This window comes from Butyrivibrio sp. YAB3001 (assembly GCF_900112195.1).
In the GTDB taxonomy this organism is placed as follows: domain Bacteria; phylum Bacillota; class Clostridia; order Lachnospirales; family Lachnospiraceae; genus Butyrivibrio.
Genome location: NZ_FOKR01000026.1, coordinates 19,160 through 42,635, shown reverse-complemented (window position 1 = coordinate 42,635; position 23,476 = coordinate 19,160). Strand labels below are relative to the sequence as shown.

General features: G+C 37.0%; 18 protein-coding genes. 1 reads left to right on the top strand and 17 read right to left on the bottom strand.

Annotated elements, in window-relative coordinates:
- Positions 1-122: 122 nt before the first annotated feature.
- The 12 genes from pgsA to BM086_RS18605 all read right to left on the bottom strand — a co-directional run bounded on the left by pgsA (position 123) and on the right by BM086_RS18605 (position 14,427).
- On the bottom strand, positions 123-671 hold the full coding sequence (gene pgsA, locus BM086_RS18660) for a CDP-diacylglycerol--glycerol-3-phosphate 3-phosphatidyltransferase (protein ID WP_092331158.1): 549 nt from the start codon (positions 669-671) through the stop codon (positions 123-125).
- Entirely contained in the window at positions 668-2,023 is a 1,356-nt protein-coding gene (gene rimO / locus BM086_RS18655; RefSeq protein WP_092331154.1) for a 30S ribosomal protein S12 methylthiotransferase RimO, read from the bottom strand. The genes pgsA and rimO overlap by 4 nt, the downstream gene beginning before the upstream one ends.
- Before the next feature lie 15 nt (positions 2,024-2,038).
- Positions 2,039-2,314: a DNA-directed RNA polymerase subunit omega gene (gene rpoZ / locus BM086_RS18650; RefSeq protein WP_330391651.1), complete on the bottom strand. Its 276-nt coding sequence runs from the start codon at positions 2,312-2,314 to the stop codon at positions 2,039-2,041.
- A gap of 97 nt (positions 2,315-2,411) precedes the next feature.
- Positions 2,412-3,044, bottom strand: coding sequence for a guanylate kinase (gene gmk / locus BM086_RS18645; protein ID WP_092331147.1), 633 nt, complete (start codon positions 3,042-3,044; stop codon positions 2,412-2,414).
- Positions 3,034-3,297: a DUF370 domain-containing protein gene (locus BM086_RS18640; RefSeq protein ID WP_092331142.1), complete on the bottom strand. Its 264-nt coding sequence runs from the start codon at positions 3,295-3,297 to the stop codon at positions 3,034-3,036. Before BM086_RS18640 ends, gmk begins: the two co-directional genes overlap by 11 nt.
- On the bottom strand, positions 3,290-4,177 hold the full coding sequence (locus BM086_RS18635; protein ID WP_092331138.1) for a YicC/YloC family endoribonuclease: 888 nt from the start codon (positions 4,175-4,177) through the stop codon (positions 3,290-3,292). Before BM086_RS18635 ends, BM086_RS18640 begins: the two co-directional genes overlap by 8 nt.
- 172 nt (positions 4,178-4,349) lie before the next feature.
- Positions 4,350-5,642 carry an ATP-binding cassette domain-containing protein gene (locus BM086_RS18630; RefSeq protein ID WP_092331132.1) on the bottom strand — a complete coding sequence of 431 codons (1,293 nt, stop codon included), beginning with the start codon at positions 5,640-5,642 and terminating at the stop codon, positions 4,350-4,352.
- Positions 5,635-7,401, bottom strand: a complete 1,767-nt coding sequence (locus BM086_RS21855; RefSeq protein WP_092331127.1) for an oligopeptide/dipeptide ABC transporter ATP-binding protein — start codon at positions 7,399-7,401, stop codon at positions 5,635-5,637. Before BM086_RS21855 ends, BM086_RS18630 begins: the two co-directional genes overlap by 8 nt.
- 14 nt (positions 7,402-7,415) lie before the next feature.
- Positions 7,416-8,393: an ABC transporter permease gene (locus BM086_RS18620; RefSeq protein ID WP_092331122.1), complete on the bottom strand. Its 978-nt coding sequence runs from the start codon at positions 8,391-8,393 to the stop codon at positions 7,416-7,418.
- 39 nt (positions 8,394-8,432) lie between these two features.
- Positions 8,433-10,010, bottom strand: coding sequence for an ABC transporter permease (locus BM086_RS18615; protein ID WP_092331118.1), 1,578 nt, complete (start codon positions 10,008-10,010; stop codon positions 8,433-8,435).
- A 181-nt stretch (positions 10,011-10,191) separates the two neighbouring features.
- A complete protein-coding gene (locus BM086_RS18610) occupies positions 10,192-12,486 on the bottom strand; it encodes an ABC transporter substrate-binding protein (RefSeq protein WP_092331114.1) in 2,295 nt (764 codons plus the stop codon).
- Positions 12,487-12,927: 441 nt separating this feature from the next.
- A complete protein-coding gene (locus BM086_RS18605) occupies positions 12,928-14,427 on the bottom strand; it encodes a tagaturonate reductase (protein WP_092331109.1) in 1,500 nt (499 codons plus the stop codon).
- A 206-nt stretch (positions 14,428-14,633) separates the two neighbouring features.
- Between BM086_RS18605 and BM086_RS18600 the strand changes: the two genes are divergently transcribed.
- Positions 14,634-16,481 (top strand): Rqc2 family fibronectin-binding protein, encoded by a 1,848-nt coding sequence (locus BM086_RS18600; RefSeq protein ID WP_092331106.1) that lies wholly within the window; start codon positions 14,634-14,636, stop codon positions 16,479-16,481.
- Positions 16,482-16,547: 66 nt separating this feature from the next.
- Here BM086_RS18600 and BM086_RS18595 read toward each other — a convergent pair whose 3' ends face one another.
- The 5 genes from BM086_RS18595 to BM086_RS18575 form a co-directional block, all read right to left on the bottom strand.
- Positions 16,548-17,594, bottom strand: coding sequence for a M42 family metallopeptidase (locus BM086_RS18595; RefSeq protein ID WP_092331101.1), 1,047 nt, complete (start codon positions 17,592-17,594; stop codon positions 16,548-16,550).
- Positions 17,595-17,607: 13 nt separating this feature from the next.
- Complete coding sequence (locus tag BM086_RS18590; protein WP_092331096.1) at positions 17,608-19,314, bottom strand: putative polysaccharide biosynthesis protein; 1,707 nt, start codon at positions 19,312-19,314, stop codon at positions 17,608-17,610.
- A 256-nt stretch (positions 19,315-19,570) separates the two neighbouring features.
- Positions 19,571-21,016, bottom strand: a complete 1,446-nt coding sequence (gene glgA, locus BM086_RS18585) for a glycogen synthase GlgA (protein WP_092331093.1) — start codon at positions 21,014-21,016, stop codon at positions 19,571-19,573.
- On the bottom strand, positions 21,016-22,110 hold the full coding sequence (trpS, locus tag BM086_RS18580; protein ID WP_092331089.1) for a tryptophan--tRNA ligase: 1,095 nt from the start codon (positions 22,108-22,110) through the stop codon (positions 21,016-21,018). Before trpS ends, glgA begins: the two co-directional genes overlap by 1 nt.
- Positions 22,111-22,155: 45 nt before the next feature.
- The gene (locus BM086_RS18575) at positions 22,156-23,358 is read right to left on the bottom strand and encodes a cobalt-precorrin-5B (C(1))-methyltransferase (protein WP_175560373.1); all 1,203 of its coding nucleotides are present in this window, start codon (positions 23,356-23,358) and stop codon (positions 22,156-22,158) included.
- Positions 23,359-23,476: the final 118 nt, after the last annotated feature.

The window sequence follows — 23,476 nt, the reverse complement described above, 5'->3', positions numbered from 1 at the left end:
ATCTTTACTCATATACTCTCTTAATTCTATAAAACTAACACACGAAATAATTTTCTTGTAAATTGAATTATTAAATGTTCTCAAATCAAACTAATCCAATCAAGAAAAGTGTTATATTTCGTTTACATCTCGCCACTCATGACATCTTTATTCTTAATCAGGTAATCTACCAATGAAATGATTGTAAGCGCAAGTGCAACCCACATGATTATCTGTGTAAAAATGTCATAAAAAGGAACAATTTTTCCAAGATCAGCTATCATAAGGATAACCATGATCATCTGAAAAGTTGTCTTAAACTTTCCCCAATAGCTTGCTGCAATAACTCTTCCGTTATCTGCAGCAATAAGTCTGAATCCACTTATCACAAACTCTCTTGCAATAATTATCACCACAATCCATGATGGAATCTTACCAAGCTCAATGAGACATATCATCGCACTGCAAACAAGAAGCTTGTCTGCCAACGGATCCATAAATTTGCCAAAATCAGTTATAAGATCATATTTTCTTGCAATCTTACCATCAAGCATATCAGTAAGGCTTGCAACAATAAAAATGCATAATGATATCCATTTAAACAAATCATTTCCAGGACTCAATAATAAAAATGCCACAAAAAACGGAATTAAAATCACTCTGCATACTGTTAACTTATTTGGTAAATTCATACTATCATCTCCCCAATCAAATCGTATTCATTAGAACCTGTTATCAGTACATTGACATAGTCGCCGGTCATTAATTCTCTTTGAACACCGGAAATAAACAAATATCCATCAATATCCGGCGCATCCTTATATGTTCTTGCCACATAGGACAGACCATCCTCATCATCTGCATCAGTAATTCGCCCCTCTATGACAGCCTCAACAGTTTTACCAATCATATTCTGAGCATTTTCAAAAGCAATTTTCTGTTGCAATCTCATAAGCTTGTTTCTTCTGGTATTCTTGACACGCTCTGTCACCTGATCTGGCATGGTGGCCGCAGGTGTATCTTCTTCCTGGGAATAAGTAAATACACCTAATCTGTCAAACTTTAAATCTTCCACAAGAGCATAGGTCTCATTGTGGTCTGCTGCAGTTTCTCCAGGGAATCCGCTAATAAGAGTCGTTCTGATACAAATATCAGGAATTTCTTCCCTGAGACGCGTGATCAAAGAACGAATCTCAGCATTATTTGTACGCCTACCCATTTTCTTAAGAATTCTGTCAGAGCCTGACTGAATCGGAATATCAAGATAATGACAAATCTTGGGCTCTTCCTTAATAGTCTGAATCAATTCTTCTGTTATTTCTTCCGGATAGCAATACAGAATTCTGATCCATTTTAAACCGTCTATCTCGCAAAGTTTATGAAGCAGCTCCGGAAGCATCTTTTTGCCATAAAGATCTGTCCCATATAATGTTGTTTCCTGTGCAACAAGCAATAATTCTGTCACACCGGAATCTGCAAGATTTTTGGCATCTGTGAGAAGTTCTTCCATAGGAACACTTCTGTAATTACCTCTAACCTTAGGAATGATACAATATGTGCAGTGCTTATCACACCCTTCTGCAATCTTAAGATAATTGTACAATCCACCAGTCGTCATTACTCTCTTCATACCACCAAGAGGACGCTTATTAATGTCCTCAAAATAGTTCTTATGTGAAAAGAGCTCATTTCTTTTTACAGTTTCATCAACTGCTTCAATTATTTTTTCTATAGCAGAGATACCTATAATCTCATCAACTTCAGGAATTTCTTTCTGAATTTCTTCTTTATATCTCTGTGCAAGGCAACCTGTCACAATCAGAGCCTTAAGCTGACCTGATTTGCGCCTCTCAGCCAATTCAAGAATAACTTCTATACTTTCTTCCTTGGCATCATTTATAAAGCAGCAGGTGTTAACAACTGCTGCTTCTGCCTCTGCTTCATCATCAGTAAAGCTATACCCATGGCTAGCCAGCATTCCCAGCATAACCTCAGTATCAACTCTATTTTTGTCACATCCAAGTGACACAAACAAAATCTTCATATATCACTCAATCTTTCAGGCTTCCTGATCTTCACTTGTTTCTTCAGTAACATCTGCTTCTTCAGAAACTTCAAGTGCTGCTTTTTCCTCGTCACTAAGGATTCTAAGCATATCCTGGTTCATTTCATCAACAGCGATTGAAAGAGGCTTCTGCTTATCCTTTACTCTTACCATTGGCTCGTCGCCTGCAATAATCTGTCTGGCTCTTTTTGCTGTAGCCATAACTACAGAATATCTTGAGCTGATAACAGGTTCTTCGCCTTCCTCAACTCCTTTGTTAACTACTTTCATAAGATCTACATAAGAAGGATGTATCATTTTTTTCCTTTCCGCGGTATATCCGCAAACAAAATTATATATTAACTAATGTTTAGTAATATGCAACAAATCACTCATTACCTGCCACATCGTTCAACTGCTTACGCATATTTTCAATAAACTCCATATTTCTGTCAGGAGTTCCATGCGCTGCTGAAATTATTCCATGTACTCTTTCAACTGCATCTTCAAGCACATCATTGACAACTATATAGTCATAATTTTCAATTCCAACAGCTTCTTTACAGGCAGTCTGAAGTCTCTGTCTGATAACTTCATCAGATTCAGTACCTCTTCCTCTTAATCTCTTTTCCAATTCTTCAGCAGAAGGTGGCATTACGAATAATAATACTGCATCCTTGTACTGTTCCTTAATCTGTAATGCTCCCTGTATTTCAATCTCAAGGATTACATCAATACCAGCATTAAGCTTATCTTCAACAAATTTCCTTGGCGTGCCATAATAATGATTAACATATCCGGCATGCTCTATAAGTCCATCTTCTTTAATAAGTTTCTCGAACTCTTCATTACTTACAAAGAAATACTCTCTGCCATTTTCTTCACCGGGTCTGGGATCACGTGTCGTTGCAGAAATTGACAGCGCATACTGATCATACTTTGCTGTAAGAGCCTTCATGATAGTTCCCTTACCAGCACCGGAAAAGCCTGAAACAACTATAATAATTCCTTTACGTTTCATCTAATACATTCTCACTCTCTGTCTGTGTTCTAGCACATATAGTTTCCGGCAAAAGAGCTGATAACACAAGCATGCCATTTTCCATTACAATAACAGCTTTTGTCTTCCTGCCCTGTGTTGCATCAACACTAGTGCCATCTTCTCTTGCCTTTTGCACCATACGTTTTATTGGTGCAGCCTCAGGACTGACAATACTTATTATCTTATCAGCATTTACAATATTGCCAAATCCAATATGAATGAGTTTACTCAATGTTCTGAATCTGCTCCCTTACTTTTTCAATATCTGTCTTTAGTGCGATACCGCGGTCAGAAATCTTAAGATCTGTTGACTTTGATAAAATAGTATTCGCTTCTCTGTTCATTTCCTGTGCAAGGAAATCAAGCTTTCTTCCAATACCATCTTTATCATCACCTGATTTAAGTGCATCTTTGGTTGCAAGAACATGACTGCGAAGTCTTGTAAGTTCTTCATCCACACAAACTTTATCAGCAAATATCGTAACTTCCATTGCAAGTCTGTTTTCATCTACCTGCTTGTCATCGAGTAAATCCTGAATCTTCTCACGAAGTTTATTTTTATATTCCTTGATAATTTCAGGTGAACGTTCTGTAATATACTCAACATTCTCAAGCATACCATCCAATTTAAGAGCAAGATCATTAGAAAGAAATTCTCCTTCTTTAGCTCTTGAATCTAAAAATTGTTTGCCAGCGCCTTTAATAGCTTTCTCGAGACCACTCCAAACTTCTTCCTCATCAAGTTCTTCCTCTTCCATTGTAAACACTTCAGGAAATCTTGATAAAACAGAAATTCTTACATCATTATCCATTCCAAAATCTGATGCCATTTCACTAAGATATTTGTAATACTCCTGTGCAATAGCTTTATTATACTTTACTCTGGAATCTGACTCAGAAAAATCCTCATAGCTTATGTAAACGTCAACTTTGCCACGTTTCATATAATTCTTGAGTTCAGAACGAATAGAAGCCTCAAATGCATTGAATTTCTTGGGCATCTTGATATTGATATCAAGATATCTGTTATTAACAGATTTAATTTCAACTGTATATTTGCGTTGTCCTTCAATGACTTCGCATCTGCCGAAGCCGGTCATACTACAAACCATAATGCACCCCCATGGGTAAATATACTCGAATCGACATTTATACAGCTAATACAAAAGCCCAAAATGTGCAATTCTAAATAACAATATAACGCAAATATAAGGTCAATGTCAACAAAGCCCATTTAGCGGTCTTTTTGACATTGGCCTTAATATAAGTCAAAAACTTAATCAATTAAAGAACAGATAATACTAACAAGAAGGCAAATATTACAACAATACCAAGTAATATAAGCAATCCAACAATTGCACCTTTCTTGCAAACCTTATAGTTCTTAATATAATTCTTCTTTCTGAAAACGAAAGCTGCTATAAGTCCAAGAATAGGAAGGAAGAATGACAAAATGCCAAGCCAGATATTTCCTGTATCATGAATTGGAGCACTTAATATCTCACTGGTGTCAGAATCGTCATGTCCCATAAACTCAGTGTTCTTTGCCATCTGCTTCTTTGCTTCTTCAGGATCAATCTTTACAGCCTGAATTGGCTTATCTTCAGCACGAAGCTTTTTATATTCCTCGATTTCCTTCTTATTACCATATACGAAATGATCATGTCCAATATTAACAAGTTCAGGCTGATCCTCTGAATAATCATGAATTGAAGGATCATAAGTATAAAGAACCTTGTTCTTCTCAAGTCTTGGATCCGGAATTGGAATTGCGGATATAAGAGACTTTGTATATGGATGAAGAGGGAATTTGAACAACTCTTCAGTCTCTGCTATTTCTACGATATTACCTTTGTAGATAACACCGATATGGTCAGAAATAAATCTAACAATAGAAAGGTCATGAGCAATGAAGAGATATGATACTCCTCTTTCCTTCTGGAACTTCTTGAGCAAATTAAGAACCTGTGCTCTGATTGACACGTCAAGAGCTGAAATAGGCTCATCTGCAACAACAAGTTCAGGTTCCATAACCATTGCTCTTGCAAGACCGATACGCTGTCTCTGACCACCAGAGAACTCATGAGGATAACGAGTAAGATGCTCTGGAAGAAGACCAACCTCCTCAATTATTCTCTCAACTTTCTGTACTCTGTCAGCCTCATTTTCAAATAAATGGAAATTGTAAAGGCCTTCAGAAATAATGTAATCAACAGTAGCACGCTCGTTAAGAGATGCAGCTGGATCCTGGAAAACCATCTGAATATTTCTGATAACTTCTCTATCCAGTGATTTGGAAATCTTACCGGAAATCTTCACACCTTTATACTGAATCTCGCCGGCTGCACAAGGGTTAACTCTGATAACAGCTCTACCAATAGTAGTCTTACCTGATCCAGACTCACCAACAAGAGAAAATGTTTCTCCCTTATATATGTCAAAGCTTGCATTTCTAACAGCTTTAACAGCGTCATCGCCCTTTCCAAATGTGATATCTACATTTTTTACAGAAAGGAGTATTTCTTTGCCTGTCTGTGGATCAATTGGTCCATGCTCAGGAAATGAATTATTAGACATTCTCTGAAACCTCCGTTATATCGTAAATCTTTAAGAACTTCTCATGAATATCCCGGATAATTTCCGGCTTTTCAATCTTTGGTGCCCTTGGATCGAGAAGCCATGTCTTAGCATAATGAGTATCGCTCACCTTAAACATAGGTGGTTCCTCAATAGTATCAATCTTAAGGCAATATGGATTACGAGGAGCAAATGCATCGCCTGTAATCTTATTGTAAAGTGATGGTGGTGTACCTGTAATTGAATAAAGTTCTGTATCCCTCTGTGCAAGCTGAGGAAGTGATGAAAGAAGTGCCCATGTATATGGGTGTCTGCTATCGTAGAATACATCTTCTACACTTCCAAGTTCAACAATCTGTCCACCATAAAGAACTGCAACTCTATCTGCGATATTTGCAACAACACCAAGGTCATGTGTAATGAATACAATAGTGTAATTGTATTCTTTCTGAAGATCCTTGAGAAGCTGAAGTATCTGAGCCTGAATTGTAACGTCAAGCGCTGTAGTAGGCTCATCACAGATAAGAATCTTAGGCTGACATGAAAGAGCAATAGCAATAACTATACGCTGTCTCATACCACCTGAATACTGGAATGGATAATCATCGAAACGCTTCTCAGCATTAGGGATTCCAACCTTCTTCATGATTTCTATAGCTCTTGCTCTTGCTTCAATTTCAGAGCAGTTCTGATGTTTCATTATAATAGACGTAATCTGCTTACCAATAGTAATAATTGGGTTAAGAGACGTCATAGGATCCTGGAATACTGTAGCAATCTTCTTACCACGAGTCTGTCCCCAGTCATTAGGATCTGTAACTCTTGCAAGATTGATATAAATCTTACCATGGAGCTTTGTCTCAGCCTCATCAAGAAGTTTACAGTACATGACATTGTCAAATATTTTAATCTTAACTTCCTCATCGCTGATATCCTCACCCATCTTGAGCGCCTGTCTGAAATCCTTAAGGAGCTTTTTAATATACTGCTTTCTTGCTCTGAATGGGAATCTCCCTACTGAAAGATAAATTTCCTTAGCAAGAACAGTATTTCTATTAATCTGCTCCATAGTTACAGGTTTTGCAACTTCTTTCTTGTACTGTTCCTTTAAAGCTGCAAGTTTCTGATTATACTCAGCAAGATAAGCTGTATCAGCAGCCACAGCAGCCTTATGCTGCTTTATAATATTTTCTCTCTCAAGCTCAATCTTTTTGATTGCTTCTTCAAACTGCTTAATCTTATGCTCAGACTCTTTAATCTTATCTTTTTCTTTCTTTGTATCAAAAGTCTGCTTTAAGTTAAATTCTTCTGTTTTCTTGAACTTAAGTTCATTGATCTTTTCTGTGAATTCCTGGTCCTTTTCATCAGAAAGAGTTTCTTTTGCTCTCTTTTCTGATTCAAGTTCAAGTCTCTTCTTATATGTTTCAGCACCAAACTCAAGTCCTGAATAATAGTTGAGCTTATCGATTATACTATTTAATTCCTTCTTGCCACTGGCATTGAGAGTAACGACAGTATTAGAAAGCTCTTCATCATTAAAGATGATATCACCATTGCTGATAAAACCGTTAGTTTCAAGCATACCTGCAAAAGTCTTTGTAAATACAGATTTACCAGAACCTGACTCACCAACGATAGCAATTGATTCATTTTCATAAATATCAAGTGAAATACCGCGGATAGCTGTAAGGATACGGCCTCTTACACGGAATTTTACTTCCAAATCTTTTACTGATAATAATACTTTCTTATCTTCCATTTTCTTACGTTTCCTTACATATGTGTTCTAGGATCTGATGCATCACCCAAGTTCTGTCCTGTAACATAAAGAGTTACTGTAATAATAGATGCAATTACAACAGGACTCCAGAACTCAAATTCCCAACCAGGTGTAACCATCGCACTTTCAGCTTCGAAAATAATTCTACCAAGTGACATATCAGACATAGCCATACCGATATAAGCAAGGAACACTTCATATGAAATATAAGAAGGAATCTCAGCTGCTAAAAGTGTAACAATAACTGATGTCATAAAAGGCAAAATGTTCTTAGTTGCAATACGTGTAATTGGTGTACCAAGACATCTGCTTGCAAGGTTATATTCTCTGTCTCTGATGATAATAACCTGTGTTCTTATAAAGTAAGCGATAAACAACCATCCTGTAACTGTCATAGCAAATACAAGTGTCCAGAATGTAGGTGACAGAATAAGTACAAGAACTGAAATAAGAAGGATTGAAGGCACGTTACCAACAATGTTATATACTTCCATCATGAAAATATCGATCTTCTTACTAAATCCCCAAATCGCGCCTAATAATACACCCAATGTCATATTGATTCCGGCAACAATAAGGGCAAGTGAAATAGAAATTCTTGATCCAAACCATATAGCATCAAAAGTTGACTGTCCTGATGCTCCACTTCCAAGAATCCAGTGGATGTTATAACCGAACTTCTTCATAGCAGCCATAGGTCCAAGGTGCTTGGCAGCCGGGTCAAGCAGGTTTCCAAATCTATCATAGTTATTAATTGCAGGATAGATATATGCAAACATAATTACTATAGCAAGAGCGCCAAGAATAAATATATTTATTCTTTTCTTGAAGAACACTCTAAAAACAGAACGCCAATATGAATATCTTGGAGCTGTAATTTTCTCAGAATCAAGACTGTTGTGGTCTACCAAAGAAAACAGTTCTTCATCTGACATTCCCTCTACGGTAAATAGAGAATCTTTATTTTCCATTGTTAACTATCTCCTAATTTATTTAGTAAAAATCAAGTCTTATCTTGCCTTTCCTGAATAGTTGATTCTAGGATCTACAATTGAAATAAGTACATCACCCATAACCAAACTTATAACAGAAAGGAGTGCATAGAACAAAGTAACACCAACAATTACACCATTATCATACATACTGATTGCAACTGTAAGAAGGTTACCGGCACCGGGAACTGTATATACACGCTCTGTAACAATAGCTCCTACCAATGCTCCAAGAATACCTCCGGGTATACCATGAACAATCGGGATTGATGCATTCTTAAGAATGTGCTTTCTAAAGATTTCACCCTCTGTAAGACCACCTGATCTTGCGAATTTAACATAATCAGAGTTCATCTGGTCAATCATATATCTTCTAAGCCATCTCATAAGAGCTCCGATAGACTGAAGTGAAAGTGAAATGATAGGCAGAACGTATATCAGCTTACTTGAAGATTCCATATCAAAAGTTGTTGGAAGGCCAAGCTTACCACCAATTGCCTTGAAAAGGAAAATATATGCAAGTGAAGGAACCGCAATAATAAATACGATATAAACAGTACCAATCTTGTCAATAAGCTTATCTTTATTCTTAGCCATAGCAATACCCATAGGAATACCAATAAGGTAAGATAAGAATACTGCTATAATACCGATAGTAAATGAATAACCCATCTTTGATTTACCTGATTTAACAGTATTAACTCCTGTATAATCATCAGTAAATCTGTCTGCATTAACCTTATTTGTCTCTCTTGAATTAGCAACAAATACCGCTGTATGAAGATCATCTGCAGATTCTTCTGTAAGACCTGTTGGGAATGTTATTGATCTGAGCACATAAGATCCCTGTTTTTTAACCATTGTCTCTGATACATCAACGCCTGCATTAACAGCATATGATTTACCAAGATTTATGGTCAGAACATTCTGATGGATAAACGGGAATTTATCATCTACATATAATAAATACTTATGATATGTACCGTTACCAATAATAGCAGGTGCAAATTTATTCCCACCATACACCGGATCATGGAGAGTAAATGTAAGCTTTCTCTCTCCTATATCAATATCTTTGTCTACATAATGAATATTATCTACACTAAAGAAACCTGTAACATATGTAATCAGTCTGTGCGCAATAGGAAGATCCTTAGACGCAAAGAGCTGCTCTTTTCCACCATTAGCATACTTCTTAGGAGATACCATTACAGCATTAAGTCTTACAACAGTATATCCGTTAGCATCACAATAGTCCTGATATTTCTGAATATAAGCAGCAGTCTCAGGCTTGTCACTTTCTGGCTTTCTGCCAATTGTTGACACACTCTTTCTTGTTTCCTCATCAATTTCGCCATTTTCCTGTAGCATGAGGAGGTAGTCCTGATATGAGAAAAGGTCTATATAACCATATTCTTCCCAGGTTCTGTACATATAAGCTGTTTTTTCGTTGTTACCCAAATTCTTGAAAACAGGATCCTGTGCAAAAATAAGATTCCTGTCCAGCATGGTGTAAATCATTACCATTACAATACCAACAACAATGATTGATGAAATTAGTCCATGCAATAATCTTTTTAATACATATTTAGTCATAGCTCTTTCCCTTTATGGAACGTTTATTTTGCTTGCATAACATCTAGCAAACGTTACACAGCCCCAACATTATACAATATAATGGAGAAAGTGGGAAGAGTTTTTTCCCACTTTCTCCAATTTTTTTTGCGATATATGATTAACACAAATCACAAATCAAAATCAGAAACACAGAGTATAATTAGAATACTCCAAGGCTCTTAACCATGTATCCTGCATAATCAGGAAGCATTGTGTCAAGATATGTCTGAGGATCACCATAGTCAGGACCCCATCCGGAAACATCCATCATATCAGCGTTCATCTCATAACCATAGTCAGGATAGTATCCAGCATAGTACCAGTCATCAGCAGCTTCACACTTGATGAGGTTGATAACAACACTTCCGTCAAGTGAAGATTCAAGAGACTGCTTAAGAGCATTTGCTCTGTTTGTGTATGTCTCAGAACCTGAGAAATATGGAAGATCAATCTGGATAGGCTGATCCTTTGAAATCTCAACGCCCTGCTTAGCAAGTTCTTCAGTAGCTTTTGAAAGGAACTCTTTTGCAACAGTTGGGTTGTACCAACCATCAAATCCGTCAGATGAACCAACGCCGTCATCTGCTGTAGCATCCCAAACTTTAACCTTGATACCGTCAGCATCGATCTGAGCCTGTTCAATCTCACCGAATCTTGTTCCTGCAGCAAATGTTGTAGCTGTTCCGTTGATGTCAATTGTAACATCCTCAGGAAGTGATACAAATGTACCAGGTGTATATGAGTTTCTAAGGTTGTTAAGCTTAAGCTCCTCACCCATTGACTGAGCATTGTATGAAGCTCTGTCAAGTGAAGTAACAATTGCAAGTCTGAAGTTCTGGTTCTGCATTGCGATTGAAGTTCTCTGTCCATCCCATACAGTCTTCTCAGACTTAGCTGTTGTTGAATCATTGAAGTTTACAAATGCCTTACGGTTTGTGTTAAGGAATCCGCAGAATGTTGTTGCATCTGTTACAGTAACAACTGCATATTTATCAAAGTTTCCATCAGACTTAGCTGTCTCAATTGTTGATGTATTGAGAGCTGCTGAATCAATTGTACCTGCAAGGCAGTCTGTGTATGTCTTAGTTACATCAGAACCATCTTCGAATACCCATGTCATAGCCTTGATTTCCTGGTTATCTTTGTTCCAGTAAGAAGGGTTAGCCTTGAAGATGATTGAGTTCTTCTCTGTGTGGCTTGTGATAAGGAAAGGTCCGCAGTATGCGATGTGGTCAGGATCTGTACCATAGTTGCCAGCGCTTGTGCCCTGTCCAAACTGACCGCCCTGTCCTTCATAATATGTTCTTGACAAAGGTGCGAATACACCATAGCTAAGCATTGTCATGAAGTATGGTGTAGGCTGTTCAAGTGTATACTCAAGTGTATAATCATCAACTGCCTTAACTCCAACATCACCAAAATCTGTTGTCTCGCCATCGATGTAAGCAGAAGCACCTGTGATAACACCATTTACAAGATATTCAAGACCTCCCATAGCGTCCATCATATGCTGCATACCAGCAACAAAGTCATCTGCTGTAAGATCAGCAACTTCTCTGCCCTGTGAATCAACCCACTTAACACCTTCACGAATCTTGAATGTGTACTTAAGTCCATCATCAGATACTTCCCAGCTCTCAGCAAGTGCAGGCTGCTGTACATCTTCAACGTCATACTCTGTAAGTCCGTCATAGAGGTTTACAAGAACTTCTGAATCAGCTGCTCTTGATGTTGCAAGAACATCCCAAGTCTTAGGATCAGAAGTATAACCTGTGTTTACTGTGTCCTTAAGAGTGTATCCCTGTGCAGTAACATAAGCCTTAGCTTCCTTCTGGTATGTACCAGTTCCCTTAAGCTCGTTAAGTTTTGTCTTAAGTTCTGTATATGTGTCCTTATCAACAAGTTCAGTTGTGATAAGAGCATTGTGTAAACGATAGTCATCATTGCCCCACAATGTGCCTGTTACAGAACCAGGTAATGTACGTCTGATAGCATAGTTACCACCACGTGTTGTAAGTGGAATAAATACACCAGACTCAAGCATCTTTGCTTCAGCAACAGCCATAAGAGCATAACGCTCTGAAATGTTGTCTACAGCAAGAGCCTTCTGATATGCTTCGTAGTACTCACCGAGAATTCTCTGATAAACCTCAGCAGATTCTGTCTGATAGCTGTCTGTATCCCAAAGTTCTGAATAAGCGTCAGCAGCAAGACGTGTGTCAGGCTCAACGCCTACAAGTGATGGCAGGTTTGCATCAACCTCTGTTGTTTCAGCAGCTTCAGATGTCTCTGTTGTAGCTGTCTCTGTGCTTGTTGCTTCTGTTGACTCAGCAGTTGTTGTTGTGTCTGTCTGAGTAGTTGTGCTTGTGCTTGCATCGTTGCCGCAGCCAGCCATAAGTGTAGCTGTCATTGAAGTAGCAGCAAGTAAAGCAATCACTCTGTTATACTTCTTCATAATTGTCCTCCATTTCTTTTTAAGAAATTATATAAAAATAGCTATCTGTACCGAGAAAATACAAATAGCATTTTTATCACTAATAAATATTTTTCCGATATTCGTTAAAACGTCATTGTTTTAACTTTTCTTCAACTTTGTATACAATTATACTCTTTAGATTAAAAAAAATCAACTAGTGATTAATATCAATCTTTATAGATTTTTCATAGCTTTTGTTAAATAATAATTTAACAGTTTAAAGTGCTGTGCTGTTACAATGATAAACCATATTATTAAATTATTCTATACTTTTTTATAAATTTATAATAATTTATTCTTATAGCCAAAAATAAGCTCAGTTTATTAGTGAAAAATCACAAGAAAATGGCTATTCACCACTTAAGATGAATAGCCATGAATATTTTTATTTGAATCTTAACTCACTAATTTAGATATAAATTATAAGCAACTTGCGTAAGCTTTTTCTGCGCCTTCTGCATGAATCATCTTAAGATCATCAATAACCTTTTGTGTCAGTCCATTGATATCATTTAAATCACGATCCCACATTTTAGTATTTCCAAGCACTGCCTTTACCAGTTCTTCCTCTGAATCATTTCTATGTTCAAAGAAGAATTCAAGAGCCCATCTGTCATCTGATACTGTATAGGTGTTACCAAGAGGTCTCTTACAAACAAGTCCATTTTCGCCAAGTTCCTGAATATCATTTGAATAAAATGCAATATAAGCAGCCAAAGACATTGTCAGGCAAACAGGAAGCTTATCATTCTTCTCTATATATTGAAGGAATGAAGGCATATTTCTGGCTTTCCACTTACTGGTTGAATTAAGTGAAATAGACATAAGCTCATGATTAACAAAAGGATTATTGAATCTATCCTTAACCGCTGCTGCAAATTCATTTAAATCATTTTCATCAAGATGGTCTGTCAGAGTTGGGATAACCTCCTCGCTAAGCATCTTATTCATAAAGCCGGAAACATTATCATTATGCATACAGTCACGTACAATATCAAAACCGGCAAGGTATGCACCAAGCACAAAGCCAGTATGAGCGCCATTCAAAATTCTGACCTTTCGATGCTTGTATGGCATAACATCAGGAACAACATGAACATTTACACCTGCTTTTTTGAATGGAAGTCTATCTTCCAATTCCTTTGGTCCTTCTATAATCCAAACGCCAAATATTTCTCCGACATCAATAAGTTCATCATGATAACCATTTACTTCTTCTAATTTTTCAACTTCTTTTGCATCACGGATTCTTCCGGGAACAATTCTGTCTACAAGGGTTGAGCAAAAGATATTATTCTGATTTACCCAAGTTTTGAACTCATCTTCCAATTTCCAAAGTTCAATATACTGATTAACACATTTAAGCAGTTCCTTACCATTATTATCAATAAGTTCGCATGACAAAACCACAACGCCTTTTTTGCCAGCCTTGAATCTTCTAAAAAGAACCTGTGTCAGTTTTCCTGGGAAACTTGCAGCAGGAACATCTTCAAACCTGCAACTATCATCAAAAGCAATACCTGCCTCTGTTGTATTTGATGCAATAATATCAAGATCTTCGCTTTCAGCAATCTCCATCATCTTGTCAAAATCTGACTGAACATATGGATTAAGGCAGCAATCCACAGAAGAAATAACTCTCTTTTCGTCAACTTTCTGGCCCTTTTCACTTCCACGAAGGTAAAGGGTATAAAGGCCTTCCTGCTTGTTTATGAGATCTGTAAGTCCTTGGGAAATAGGCTGAACAAGTGCGATTTTGCCGTTGAAATCAGCTTTTTCATTACTAATATCAAAAAAGTAATCCACAAAAGCTCTCATGAAATTTCCCTCGCCAAACTGCAGAACCTTTATTGGCGCTTTCTTCTGAATGAAGCCTGAATATCCGGTTTTATTCAACACTTCATAATTTAATAACTCCATAAAAAGAACCTCCTATATATGTAACCGCTTACAATTATTATCGAACGGCTTTCTTCTTAACAATGTTATAACACAGAAATGTAAGCGTTTACAAGTTGTATTTTCATTTTTTTTAAAAAAATGTCTCACTACCCACAAATAGCATAAAATGTTATACTACTTAATGTTTTTAAACTTACGTTAATAATAATCATAGTGAGGATAATATGGCTTTTGACGGTATAACAATTGCAAACTTAACCAAAGATTTCAACGACTACCTTACCGGTGGACGTATATATAAAATAGCTCAGACGGAGAGTGATGAGCTTTTTATTACTGTAAAGCTTTCTTACGAGAACACTGAGAAATATAATATGAAGCAATGCAAACTTGTTCTCTCTGCAGATGCATCTCTTCCACTTGTATATATTACAGATGAGACTAAGCAGTCACCAATGACTGCTCCAAACTTTTGCATGCTTTTAAGAAAGCATATACAAAACGGCAGGATTATTTCTATAACTCAGCCCTGTGGTCTTGAGCGAATAATCCGTTTTGAAATTGAACATCTCGATGAAATGGGCGATCTTCGCCATAAAGTTCTTTTGATTGAAATAATGGGCAAATACAGCAATATCATCTTTACAGATGAAGATGATATCATCATAGACAGTATCAAGCATATTCCTGCATCTGTCAGTTCTGTAAGAGAAGTGCTCCCCGGAAGAAAATATTTTATTCCTTCTCAGGATAAAGCCAATCCTCTTTCAACATCAGCCGATGAGTTTTCGAGCTGTGTGCTCAGTAAGGGAATGCCTTTATTTAAAGCAATTTATTCAAGCTATACCGGAATCTCGCCTATAATGGCACAGGAAATATGCCTACGAAGTCATATAGACGCAGACAAGTCTGCTATTTCATTAGATACAAAAGAATCAATTTCAGTATATAAAGCATTTGATGAACTCATGGAAACAATACGTAATGGTAATTTTCATCCATCCATTATTTATGAAAACTCAGTGCCCAAAGAATACTCTTCCATCCCACTTAGTATTTATGGCGAAGACCTTTCCGGCGCAGATTCCGTCCAGACTAATGACTCAAATCTCATAAACAGTGAATCTTCAGACCAGAACAGTTATTCTTGTGAGTATATTGACAGTATTTCTTCCCTGATTCAGCAGTATTATGCAGAAAAAAATGTAGTCACAAGAATACGCCAGAAATCTGTGGACTTACGAAAAATAGTTCAGACTGCACTTGAACGAAACGTAAGAAAATATGACCTTCAGCTCAAGCAGATGAAAGATAGTGAAAAGAAGGAAAAATACCGAATATACGGCGAACTGCTGACAGTTTACGGTTACAATGCTGCTCCTTTTGCCGATAAGATCACAGTAAATGACTATAATACAGGAAAAGATGTCACCATCCCTCTTGATCCTACTTTAACCGCAAATCAGAATGCAAAAAAGTATTTTGATAAATACACAAAGCTAAAAAGAACTGCTGAAGCCTTAAACGATCAGTTAAAAGAATCAAAAGAGGCAATAGAACAACTGGAATCAATACAGACATCACTTGAAATTGCGCAAAAGGAAGCTGATCTTTTACAGATTCGTCAGGAACTTATTGATAGTGGATACATTAAATCACATTTTACCGGTAAAAACGGAAAGCGAGAAAAAGTTACAAGTAAACCTTTCCATTACCAATCAAGCGATGGTTTCGACATTTATGTAGGAAAAAACAACATTCAAAACGACGAACTTACCTTTAAAACTGCTAATGGCGGAGACTGGTGGTTCCATGCAAAAAAAATTCCGGGATCTCATGTTGTACTTATAACAGGCGGCAAAGAAGTTCCCGACAGAGCCTTTGAAGAAGCCGCAGCTCTTGCTGCATATTATTCAAAAGGTAAGGTTCAGGAAAAAGTTGAGATTGATTACGTAATGAGAAAAGAAGTAAAAAAGCCCAATGGCGCAAAACCAGGTTTCATGGTTTATTACACAAATTATTCCATGTCAATTTCACCGGATATTTCTTCATTAAAGCTCATCAGCGATTAAAAAAGACGATGCTACATCTCGCAAAATGTAGCATCGTCTTTTTATTGAATAGTCTTTGTTCTAAATTCATGAAACATATTTGATAAGAAGTCTAAGAACATTCTCAGCGCCATCACGATGACTTCTCTCATATCCGTGAGATGCATATACACCGGCGCCTATAAGTCCGTGCTTTAAGTCATTTCCTGAACGCAATGTTGCCTCAACATCACTTCCATAGTGAGGATAAATATCGATTGCATAATCAGCTCCACTTTCCTTAGCTGCGGCTACAAGTCCCTGAACTATTTCATAGCTGTATGGGCCACCGCTATCCTTTGCACAGATCGACACCTGTTTCTCAGTACATGTAAGACCTTCGCCGACGCATCCCATATCAACAGAAATAGCCTCAGTACAGCCTTCAGGAACGCTTCCGCATCCGCCATGACCAACTTCTTCAAAAACAGTTATATGCGCATAAAGAGCTCTCTTAGGAGTAATCTTCTTTTCCTTAATATATTTAGCAAGGCCAAGAAGAATTCCAACGCTTAATTTATCATCTAAGAATCTTGATTTAATGTATCCTGTTTTCGTTACTCTTTCATTAGGCTCAAAGCATACTATATCACCTACAGAAATTCCAAGTTTTTCTGTATCCTCTTTGGAATTCACATCTTCATCAAGAACAACCTCACAATTCTCCCAGGTTCTCTTGGTCTCATCATAATCGCCATTTACATGTATAGAAGCATTATTAAGCTGGAATGTTCCCTCATAAATACCGCCAAACTTGGTTACCACTCTCACATTCTCAGTCTCGGCATTATTTGGATTCATTCCTCCAAGATTTGTAAGTGTCAGTCTGCCATTTGATTTTATAGTTGCGACCATTCCTCCAAGGGTATCTACATGTGCTTCGAGCAATAGTCCATTTGATTTATCTTTTCCCGTAAGATCAACAACTACTCCGCCTTTATTTGTAAATTCCGCTTTAAAACCAAGACTTTCAAACTCATTCTTAACCCACGCAGCCGCCTCGCTAGTATAGCCGGTTGGCGAATCAATATTTAACAGCTTAGTAGTTTCTACAACTATAAAATCTGTATACTTGGTAAGATCTACTTTTTTCATATTCTGTCACTCCTTATAATATCTTTATTTTCTTTAGAAGATTTGCCAAAGACGTTCCCTTGGGAAGTCTCTTAATATCTTCTTCTGTTGCTCCGCCCGTCTTTATCAAAACAGTAAAATAGACAACCACGGCTAAAATGATTGAAATCATTGATGCAACAAGATTAACGAAATAGCTGCTATACATATAATCTTTAAAAGAAATTTCAATCAAAGCTGCATTTAGCCTTGAAACAATGTAAAACAGAAACGTAACTACGACATATGACAGATACGCAAACACTCCCATTACTAATGCTGATAAAGCAGGCAGAATAACGATTGTCTTATAATCCGTATCAGTCTTAATGTTTTTTCTCAATGAATAAGCATTAAGAACACACATCATAGCGGAATATACAATTGTCACAATGCAAAGTGCTTCATCTGTAATATTTGTAAAAAGAAGCAGTCCACTTAATACAATCGTCTGAATAACAAGCGCAATAACCGCATTTACAACAGGAACATGAACTCTGCCTATTCCCTGCAATACAGCATTTGTCAAAGTAGAAAGTGAATAAAACACTACTGTAACCGATAATATTCTAAGCAGAAGCGCAGCTTCATCAATAGAAACCCTCTGCGGGAACAATATCATTATGATTGGTTTTGCCAAAAACAGAAGTCCTGCCGCACATGGAATAGCTATCAAAAGGATTACCTTAACAACTTTTGAAACTGTTTCACTCGTTCCCTCTTTATCACCTTTTGCAAATAAAATTGATATTTCAGGAATCATTGCTGCAGCTGCTGCGCTGGCTAAAGAAATCGGAAGATTTGTAATTACCATAGCTTTTCTTGTAAAAATGCCATACATTGCAACAACAGTTGACTCTTCCATCTTCTTAACATAAATGAGTATTCTGCTGAAAAGTGTCCAGTTCAAAAAACTAGACAGATTATAAATTGATGAACTGATAATAAACGGTGTCACTATCAGAATGATAAGTTTGAATATTTCCTTATCCGGCATAATATCATGTGTGTCATTCTGAACTCTTCTGGTAATATTTTTCTTATTGGCATAATATACCAAAAGCATAAACAGTAAAGCAATCAGTACACCCGAGCCTGTTCCAAGTGCACTTCCTATTGCTCCATAAACAGCTCTTTTTGATGGATCTTCATTCCCCGCAATCCCTGTAAGAATATATGCTCCGGTAACACTTACGATTGCATTTATAATCTGCTCCAAAAGCTGAGATATGGACGTTGGTATCATCGTTCTGTGTGCCTGAAAATAGCCTCTTAGAACGCCCAAAAAACCAAATAGAAATATCGTTGGAGCAAAAAATCTAAGAACAGTGGCCGATCTACCCGCCACCAAAACATTAGCTCCAAGAAACAAAAGCAAACTGCCAAGCAAGCCTACAATTGTTACATAAATCAGCGCACAGTGAAAAATTCTATGAGCATTTCTATATTCCTTAACCGCAAGTTTCTGTGAAATAATCTTAGACATAGCAGAAGGAATACTATATGAAGAAATAAAAAGAACTATTGTATAAATCTGATAAGCAGCTCCGTAATAGCCATTTCCTTCATCACCTATAATAGCTGCCAAAGGGCTTCCATACAAAAGCCCGATAACCCTGCTTATCATACCCGCCATAGCTAAAATGCCGGCCTGCATCAAAAGTCCTTTTTTCTTATTACTTTTTTCAGTATATATATTCATTTCCTGGAAAAATACCTGCCAATTAGTTTAAATATTTTATTGATACTCTGATATAGTGTCTTGCTCGTCTTATATTAATCGCAAACACAAATAGTATTATGCTTTAGAACCAATATAGTGTCAACATCTTAACCAACAAAAGAGTCTGTATGAAATCATACATTCGCTTGTCTGTATTGTGCAATAAAAAAGAAAGGTCAACTACTTAGCGATACCAAAAGTGACCTTTCTTCGTTTAGTAATTATTATAACTTTATTATGGCTTTAGCCAATCATACATTTCCTGATACTTCTCTGCAGATACTTTCCAAGAAAAATCTACAGCCATAGCTCTGTCGATCATCTTATGCCATTCACGTTTCTGATCGTAATAAACATGTTCTGCTTCTCTTATAGTACCAAGCATTTCATGCGCATTGTAGTTAAGGAAACCAAATCCTGTTCCTGAACTTTCAAATTTATTATATGGCTCTACTGTATCGATAAGGCCACCGGTCTGTCTTACAATCGGAATTGTGCCATATCTCAAAGCCATGAGCTGAGATAATCCACATGGTTCAAAAAGCGAAGGCATAAGGAACACATCCGAAGCAGCATAAATCTTATGTGACATAGGCTCTGAATAGTAAATATTTGCAGATACTTTGTCATGATACTTCCAGTCAAAATGTCTGAAAGAATTCTCATACTGTTCAGTTCCTGTACCAAGTACAACAAGCTGAATAGCATCCTGACAAAGCTCATCCAATACATAGTTTATCAGGTCAAAACCCTTCTGATCAGTAAGTCTTGAAACAATACCGATCATCATTACCTTTTCATCTTCTTTAAGACCAAGTTCTTGCTGAAGTGCCTTCTTGTTCTTAACTTTTTCCTTACGGAAGTTTATAGCGTTGTACTGATAAGGAATGTACTTATCTGTCTCAGGATTAAATTCATTGTAATCAATACCATTTACAATGCCTCTAAGGTCGTTTGCTCTGGCTCTCAAAAGTCCATCAAGTTCTTCGCCATAAAACTTTGTCTTGATTTCCTCTGCATATGCTTTACTTACAGTAGTAATCGCATCAGCGTATACAATTCCACCCTTTAAAAGATTTGCATCCTTGTATAAACCAAGTTTATCAGGTGTGAAATAATAATCAGGAAGTCCTGTAATATCCTGAACAGCCTTAATATCCCATTTACCCTGGAACTTAAGGTTATGGATTGTCATGATAGCCTTTATTCCGCGATAGAATTCGCTACCCTGAAATCTCTCTTTTAAATAAACCGGAACAAGACCGGTCTGCCAGTCATGACAGTGAATAATATCAGGTCTGAAATCAATAACAGGCAAAATAGATAATGCAGCCTTAGAGAAAAATGCAAACTTTTCAATTTCAAAGAGAACATCATCACAATATGGCTTCATTCCGTTGAAGTAGAATTCATTGTCAATAAAGTAATACTTTATTCCATCAACTTCAGCTTTAAAAATTCCAACATACTCATTTTTCCAATGGAAATCCATATAGAAATTTGAGACATATTCCATCCCATCTTTTAACTTTTGATTAATACATTTATACAGAGGTAAAATAACTCGTACATCAAAATACCTCTTATCGATATCCTTGGGAAGTGAGCCCACAACATCAGCAAGCCCACCTGTTTTAATAAATGGTACTCCTTCAGAAGCTACAAACAGGATATTTTTCATTAGTCGTTCATCTCCTCATACTTTGCAGATTGCATAGCAATAAGCTCTTTATCATCAAAGTAGTTGATTCTCATTGCATTCTTAACATCAGCAAGAGTCTGTGCTGCAACTTCCTCAGCCACCTGACTTCCCTTTCTAAGTACTTCATAAACGTAAGGAATATCTTTCTGGAACTCTTTTCTTCTGTTACGAATAGGCTCAAGCTCAGTCTGAAGAACATTATTAAGGAACTTCTTGACTTTTACATCACCAAGTCCGCCTCTCATGTAATGCTCTTTCATTTCCTGAAGATTCTGATATTCTGGAGCAAATTCAGCAAAGTGCTCATCCCTTGCAAAAGCATCCAGATAAATAAATACAGGATTTCCTTCAACTTTACCAGGATCCTCTACTCTCAAATGGTCAGGATCCGTAAACATACTCATAACTTTCTTTTTGATAGAATCAGGCTCTTCCGACAAATAAATGCAATTACCTAAGGATTTGCTCATCTTAGCTTTTCCATCAATTCCTGGAAGTCTAAGACATGCAGCATTATCAGGTAAAAGAATTTCCGGCTCAACCAAAGCCTCTCCGTATAAAGAATTAAACTTTCTGACAATCTCTTTACACTGCTCAAGCATTGGCTCCTGATCCTCACCTACAGGAACAGTTGTAGCCTTAAATGCTGTAATATCAGCAGCCTGGCTGATAGGATAAGTAAAGAATCCAACAGGAATACTTGTCTCAAAATTTCTCATTGCAATTTCAGACTTAACTGTAGGGTTTCTCTGAAGTCTTGAAACTGTAACAAGATTCATATAATAAAATGATAATTCTGTTAATTCTGGAATCTGTGATTGAATAAATAATGTTGACTTTGCAGGATCAAGGCCGGCTGCCAGATAATCCAGTGCAACCTCAATAATGTTCTGTCTAACCTTTTCAGGGTTATCAGCATTATCAGTAAGAGCCTGCGCATCAGCAATCATAATGAAAATCTTATCGAACTCTCCGGAATTCTGCAGTTCTACTCTCCTCCTGAGTGAACCAACATAATGTCCCACATGAAGCTTACCGGTAGGACGATCTCCGGTTAAAATAATCTTACTCATACAAAAAACTCTCCCCAATTATTAATAAATATAATATAGAATACTCTATTTTAACTTATGTGACAATGAAAATTGTTCCTGCGACACTTTTACAAGAACATTTCTTGTATTCACAGTCTGACCAAGCAATCCGAAAGAATCTGAAAATAGTGCCACTCCAAAGTTAATCTTCCCTCTGCTTCGCTCAATGCCATATTCATTTATGGCAACCATGATACTATTCATTACCTTATCCCTAAGTCCCCAATTTGTCAAAAGAGATAGTATTTCATCACAGGTTGTACACTTCATTACAGTCCTGACCTGAATAGCAGAACCTCCAACAAGCGCAGTATGTGAAGCAAAAATTTCTCGTCTCCCATCAGAAGAAATTGAATGTGTGTTTGAAATTCCTGCTGCAAGTTTAACAAGTTTCCCAATATTGCCCACAAGGAGCATATTATCTATCCCCATCTCAACACAGGTATCTATTGCAAGCCCCGGGAAATTATAACAAAGAGCTGCTGTTGTAAGTGGTACATGAAGTTGCTGATTAATCTTATCAGCACAGTAAAAACCGGGAGCGATCAAAATACTCTTAACCCCAAGATTTGCCTGACGCTCAATCTGACCTCTTATTGAATCTGTAATCTCTCTTTGATGTATTTTTGCGCTCTCGCCACAGTTTCCAACAATTTCTATTCCACCGGAAAATACACTTTGTCCTACTGTATTCTTGGCAGCAAGCATTACGCCATCAGGACAGCTTATTGTGATCATAAGAAGCTGCGCACCATCCGAAGTATCACAGGCATCGGCAACTATTGAGAAGATCATTTTTCTGACTTCCGGTTCAATTAATGCCTGGCCTTTTTTAATTCCTGAATAGTTCTCCTGGGACTGCCCAATTCCTTCACCGCCGACCATAAAAAGATTAGGATATCTTATATCTATATGCGCATTATCGCCTATTTCCGAAATATCGGTAATATAAGATATTCTTACTCTTATCTCTGCTCGTTCTCTTATATCCGGAGGAGCAGCACCTTCTATGATAACGCTGTATTCAGTCTGATAGTTAGTGCAATTCGCGTCAATTCGGGTAACCGGGTATGTTCTGGATTTATTAGCGTGGGTTATTTCAACTTCGTCATAGTTAATTCTAAATAATAGATTGGCAATGGCAGCCTTTGCCGCAGCTGCAGCGCCATCTCCTGTGGATATTGGACATACAAGGCTATTACGTTCGTTAGAATAATTCTTATCCATATAAATCTCCATCAAAATAATAAAATATTATTGAAAGAATAAATAAAACAGGGCATACTTCCATAAATCTATTATACAATATTCCGTCACATGTTATTTATTATTTCGACTTAATTTA